The organism is Streptomyces sp. NPDC041784, from assembly GCF_055591025.1.
On sequence record NZ_JBVJAB010000073.1, the window covers coordinates 1 to 5,597 of the forward strand.

The window sequence follows — 5,597 nt, forward strand, 5'->3', positions numbered from 1 at the left end:
CGCGGTCAAGCCACCCCCATCGGGATACCGCATCCTCCAGGGATACACCCACCCGCGAGATCACTGTCACCCTAAGCCGAAAATCTCAGTAGCGGGCTGGGCCTGGGACGTCCGCTGGCCAGACGAAACCAGGCTCAACCGCCGGATCAGCGGAGACCGCTACCGGCGCCTGACCCCCCTTGTCATGGATGGAGAATGCAGTGGAACACGCACGCACCGACTCCCCGATCGCTGCCCAGGTCGACGAGACCTTCGCCGCCGTGCAGGTGGCGGAATCGGGCGCACGACGCGCACTCCAGAAACTGGCGGCCGGCATGTGCGGGGCGGTCCGGTGGCCCGGCCTGTTGAGCCGGCATCTTGATGAGATCGCCGCTCGGGTCACGCAACCGTCCTTCGAGACCTACGACGAGGAGCGGCTCGTCCCTCCCATCCTCAAGTTCGGCCCTGCGGTCCACGATTACTACGTGAACGGCAAGCTGCACGAGGAATACTGGAAGAAGGCCGAGACGGCACGCGCCGCCTGGCGTCACCACTTCGGTGAGCTCGATCCGATGAAGACGGTCGTGGACTCGCTGGCCGATGAACTGGGCATACCGGTGCGGCCTGCGACGATCGACGGAAAGCCGCTCTATGTGGGAATCCTGCGGGAGTTCCCCCACGGATCGAAGATCCACTACGACGAGATCGCACGGGAGTTCCCCGGCCACTTGGATGAGGAACCTATCGTTCAGCTCGCCTTCAACTGCCACGTCACCGTCGCCGATGAGGGTGGAGAACTGACGGTGTGGAAGCACCGGTGGGTGCCGGGCGACGATTCACGCAAGGACGGTTACGGCTGGCTGCCGGACGTCGTCGCCCACGCTCCCTCCGTCACGGTGCGGGCGGAGGCCGGAGAAGGGGTGTTCTTCGACTGCCGTAACCTCCACCAAGTGGCCCAACCCCGCGGATCACGCCGCATCACCCTGTCCGCCTTTGTGGGGTTCACCCTGGATGGGAATCTGATTCTGTGGTCCTGACCCTTGGTGCTGGTACCCCTCCCTGGCCCCCGCCCTCGTTATTACATGCATCACGCCGCAGCCCTTTTCTTTGCGTGGCCCGGCGGAGCCGAGAGACAGAACGTAAGGGCACAGCGCACCGCTCAACTCATGATGGCGTGCTGATGTGCGCGAACGGCTGCAACGTTACGTACGCGGCCGGACTACTCGGCGATCTGGGCCGCCAGCGGCTGCGAGACGAGGCAGGTTGGCACCAAGTTGAGCGCGACTACTTTCTCGTCGTCACGCCGGTGCTGTGGTGCGGCATCCGCCTTTAAGGCATGCGGATCACACGCACGATCCTTGTGACCGTTCTCACCGACGCATACGCGGTCGTCGCCTGAGCCGCGCCCACCACTTTGAACCGACCGATCCGGAGTTGTCATGACGCTTACTCACGCGACCGCGCCCAGCCGCGAGCGCACCGCTCGACCCCGCCGCTACCTGATGTGCCGGCCCGAACACTTCGAAGTCACTTACGCCATCAACGCCTGGATGGACCCGGCCAAGCCGGTGGACACGCAGCGGGCTGTGATGCAGTGGGAGCGCCTTTACGGCCTCTACTTGTCCCTCGGGCACGCGGTGCATCTCATCGACCCCGTACCCGGCCTGCCCGACATGGTGTATGCGGCTAACGGCGCGACCGTGGTGGATGGCAAGGTGCTCGGCGCCCGCTTCCGCAAAGCGGAGCGGGCATCCGAGGGTCCAGCTTATCTCGATTGGTTCCGCGCCCACGGATTCACCGATGTGAACGAGCCGGAATTCATCAACGAGGGTGAGGGTGATTTCCTCGTCACCGAGACCTTCGTCCTGGCCGGATGGGGATTTCGCAGCACGCCCGAAGGACACTTGGAGGCCCAGGAGTTCTTCGGCATGCCTGTCATCAGCCTGCGACTCACCGATCCCCGCTACTACCACCTCGATACGGCGCTTTCCGTGCTGGACGGGAACGAAATCATGTACTACCCGGCGGCATTCTCAGCTGGTAGCCGCGCGGTCCTGGAAAAGGTCTTCCCAGACGCGGTTCGGGTTGATGAGCAGGACGCCGAGGTCTTCGGTCTGAACGCGGTCAGCGACGGACACCACGTCATTCTCCCGGAGGCTGCACAGATGCTGGCCGAACAGCTGCGCCGACGTGGGTTCGAACCGATTGGAATCGACCTGTCCGAGCTCCTCAAGGGCGGTGGCAGCGTTAAGTGCTGCACACTTGAGATACGAGCTTGACCCGCCGTGCCGCGGATGGCAGCTACAGCAGTGCACGAAGCGCCGCTGACCTCGTCAGATACAACCTTTGCGGGCTGCCAGCGTCGCCACCCCACGTGTCGATCCCGGGTGTGCCCCCTTGGAAGTGAGTAGACCATGACCGTACCCGAGTACCGTGCGGTACACGGCATGTGGATCCGGCAGTACCACCGGCCCATGGGCGGTGGCGCGACGCTGGTCTGCCTTCCGCATGTCGGCGGCTCCGCGACGGCTTACTTCGGCCTCTCGGCAGCGTTGTCTGCGACGGCCGAGGTACTCGTCGTGCAGTATCCGGGCCGCCAGGACCGGATCACCGAGCCGCCCGTAGACGACATTAGGAAACTGGCGAGCCGTATCGCCGACGCCCTCGACCCCTGGCTGGACCGAGAGACGGTGCTCTTCGGGCACAGTATGGGCGCGGTCGTGGCCTATGAGGTGGCCCTGGAGCTCCAGGCGCGCACAGAGGGAGGAGCGGCCGGCCTCATCGCCTCCGGAAAGGCAGCGCCGTCCATACGACAGGACGGGGGTATGCACCGGCGGAACGATGCCGGTCTCACCGCCGGACTGGCCGAGTTATCCGGCACGGCCTCCGCCATCTTAGCCAACCAGGAACTGCTGGACACCGTCCTGCCCGCCCTGCGCGCCGATTTCAGGGCTGTTGAGACCTACGAGGGCACCCCCGGCTTGCGGGTCAGCTGCCCGATCAGCGCCTACAGCGGCACGTCGGATCCACACGTGAGTCGCGACGATCTGCTGAAGTGGCGCGATCATACGACGACTGCGTTCAGCGCTCGCTGGTTTCCCGGCGCTCACTTCTACCTTCAGTCGCAGCAGTCCGCAGTGGCGGCGGCCGTGGCCCAGGACGTTGCCGCCTTCACCACGCAGAACAGGTCCGCGATCCGCCGATGCCGTCCGTGAGCGGGACCGCGTACCGAGTCGCGGAGCTGCAACAGATCCGTGCGTGGGCACTGGTCGGTCCGAGTGCCAGTACCTCTGGTCAACAACCCTGTGGCCAGGGCGGTGGGAAAACTGGCGGTGCAGCGCGGGAAACGATCTCTGGCGCCTCCTGCCAGCTGCACGAGGCCGCTGACCTGATCACCGACAACGCCGGGCAGCGCCTGATCTGGGCTGCCAACTCCCTTCACCCACAAGGAGATCCCGTATGACGACGTCCGCGCGTACGTTCGGCCGCACTCCCGAGCGCCCGAAGACCGGTTGCCCGTTCACCGACCGCTTCTCCGGCATGGAGACACCGATGATCACCGACATGGCTGGCGCCATGTTCCACCTGGAGCACCTGGTGGAGGTCGTGGGTACTCCGGAGCAGGAACTTGCCGCCTACCCCGTGCCCATCACCCCCGAGCGGCTCCGCGACTACGTTCTCGGCAACGCCGCCCGTATCCGCCGCGCGCTGGACCGGCTCACCGCCCCGTACGAGACGGCCGCGGACATCAGCACGACGACGGCGGACGACACCGCCGCCTGAGCAGCACCCGGCACCCCCGGGCCCCGGCCACACTGCGGCCGGGGCCCGCTTCCGCTGAAAGGACCTGATGCAACCGCCGATCCTGCCCGCCGGCACCCTGTGCGCCCTGGTCGGCCGCCCGGCTGCGGCAATACAACCTTCGCCGCCCGGTACCCCGCCAGCTGGCGCATCTGCCTCGATCTCTACCGGCTGGCCGCGACCGACTCCGAGGCCGACCAGACCAGAGAAACTCGACAGGGCCAGGCGCGTCCTGGCTGCCTCAGATTTCGATACGACGGTGCCACCAGTGCAGATGCTCTGGGGCGAAAGGGTCGTTTACCGTCCGGTTGAGGACGCGTGCGTCGACAGGAGCCAGCGCGGCTTGCAGCTCTCTTCGAGCCCGGGCACGCAGGTTCCATGCCGTAACTTCGAGCAGTGTGCGGATATGCCCGGTTGGGACGTCTACATATCCGTAGTGCCACTCTTCAGCATCACGGGGTCGGCCGGCCCGCAGGGTCCAGCGTCGGAACGCGAGCGCGACGTCACCTCTGGACAGGCCGCGCTCGCGTTCGAACTGGAAAATCTGTCGGTTTGCCGATGCAGATAGCCCTGGTATGACGGTCCGTCTGGCGTGGCTTGCGTCCCGAAGCGGCAGCTGAGACCTGATCTCGCCCGGTGTTCGGCGAGGCATGTCGACTTCCTGAAGGTGCGCTGGCAGGTCCCCGAACGCTAACCCGGCGGCCAGCGATCCTCAAGGTCTCGCCTGAGGCAGACGAGGTAGCCGCCGACTTCTATTACGGCGAGATGGAGATGCGCCGCCACGACCGCGTCAGCACCCCGCGCGGCGAGCGGGGCCTGTTGTGGGGGTACTGGCTGCTGTCCGGCTACGGCCTGCGTGCCTCCCGCGCCCTGGGCTGGCTGGTGGCTGCGGTGGCGGCCACAGTACTGCTCATCATGGGCCTTGGCCTGCCTGACTCCCCACCGAAGCAGACCGCGACCGGCACCGTCCCGGCCGGCGGCGGACAGGTGACGCTGGCTGTCGACAAGCAGGACCCTCAGCTGACACTGCCCGTCGACGACCGGTTCACCGAGGAACGCTTCGACAAGGCACTCCAAGTGGTACTGAATTCTGTGGTGTTCCGTGCCAGCGGCCAGGACCTCACTACCTGGGGCATCTACACGGAGATGGTCAGCCGCTTCACTGAGCCCGTCCTGCTCGCGCTGGCCGTCCTTGCCATGCGCAGCCGCATCAAACGCTGACACCCTCCGCCCACCACTACAACCTGAACCACGTATCAACGTTGCTTGTCCCTCTGCCCCGCAACCCCTAGTAGGACTTCGTTAGGTCTGTCTCGCGGTCCTGTTTGGGGGCAGGTTGGTGGTGTGGATGCACATGAAGTGGAGCGTGCTCGGGCGAAGTTGGCGTTATTCGTGGCTGACGTCTTCGCGTCGGTGCCGCGCAAGGATCAGCGGGCGAAGGGTGACTGCTATCTGCGGGGGCTGATGCTGGACGGGCGGCGGAAGTCGATCCAGCCGATGGCGGAGCGGCTGCCGGACGGCAACGAGCAGAACCTGCAGCAGTTCGTGAACCAGTCGACGTGGGATCCGGTGCCGGTGCGGCGGCGGATCGCGGATCGGATGGTGCCGCAGGTCAAGCCGGATGCGTGGGCGGTCGATGATGTGTCGTTCCCCAAGGACGGGAAGATGTCGGTGGCGGTCGCCCGCCAGTACTGCGGAGCGCTGGGCAAGCAGGCCAACTGCCAGGTCGCGGTGAGCGTGCACGCGGTCTCCGACACTGCCTCCTGTCCGCTGCAGTGGCGGTTGTTCGTGCCCGAGGAGTGGGCGCATGATGCGCC

At 65.9% G+C, this 5,597-nt stretch carries 6 protein-coding genes; all 6 read left to right on the forward strand.

Annotation, left to right across the window (positions count from 1 at the left end):
* Window positions 1-200 precede the first annotated feature (200 nt).
* Entirely contained in the window at window positions 201-1,016 is an 816-nt protein-coding gene (locus tag ACZ6D7_RS47250; protein WP_469505091.1) for a 2OG-Fe(II)-dependent halogenase WelO5 family protein, read from the forward strand.
* A gap of 402 nt (window positions 1,017-1,418) precedes the next feature.
* On the forward strand, window positions 1,419-2,258 hold the full coding sequence (ddaH, locus tag ACZ6D7_RS47255; protein ID WP_469505093.1) for a dimethylargininase: 840 nt from the start codon (window positions 1,419-1,421) through the stop codon (window positions 2,256-2,258).
* 135 nt (window positions 2,259-2,393) lie between these two features.
* Window positions 2,394-3,194, forward strand: a complete 801-nt coding sequence (locus tag ACZ6D7_RS47260; protein ID WP_469505095.1) for a thioesterase II family protein — start codon at window positions 2,394-2,396, stop codon at window positions 3,192-3,194.
* Window positions 3,195-3,438: 244 nt separating this feature from the next.
* Window positions 3,439-3,762 carry a hypothetical protein gene (locus ACZ6D7_RS47265; protein WP_469505097.1) on the forward strand — a complete coding sequence of 108 codons (324 nt, stop codon included), beginning with the start codon at window positions 3,439-3,441 and terminating at the stop codon, window positions 3,760-3,762.
* Between the two features lie 783 nt (window positions 3,763-4,545).
* Window positions 4,546-5,001 carry a hypothetical protein gene (locus ACZ6D7_RS47270; protein ID WP_469505099.1) on the forward strand — a complete coding sequence of 152 codons (456 nt, stop codon included), beginning with the start codon at window positions 4,546-4,548 and terminating at the stop codon, window positions 4,999-5,001.
* A 123-nt stretch (window positions 5,002-5,124) separates the two neighbouring features.
* Window positions 5,125-5,597 (forward strand): IS701 family transposase (locus ACZ6D7_RS47275; protein WP_469505101.1); only part of this gene is annotated, 473 nt, incomplete at its 3' end.

Bases quoted from the DNA above. Each gene is read 5' to 3' on its own strand.
- ddaH (WP_469505093.1), top strand. From the start codon at position 1,419: ATGACGCTTACTCACGCGACCGCGCCCAGCCGCGAGCGCACCGCTCGA.
- ACZ6D7_RS47260 (WP_469505095.1), top strand. From the start codon at position 2,394: ATGACCGTACCCGAGTACCGTGCGGTACACGGCATGTGGATCCGGCAG.
- ACZ6D7_RS47265 (WP_469505097.1), top strand. From the start codon at position 3,439: ATGACGACGTCCGCGCGTACGTTCGGCCGCACTCCCGAGCGCCCGAAG.
- ACZ6D7_RS47270 (WP_469505099.1), top strand. From the start codon at position 4,546: ATGGAGATGCGCCGCCACGACCGCGTCAGCACCCCGCGCGGCGAGCGG.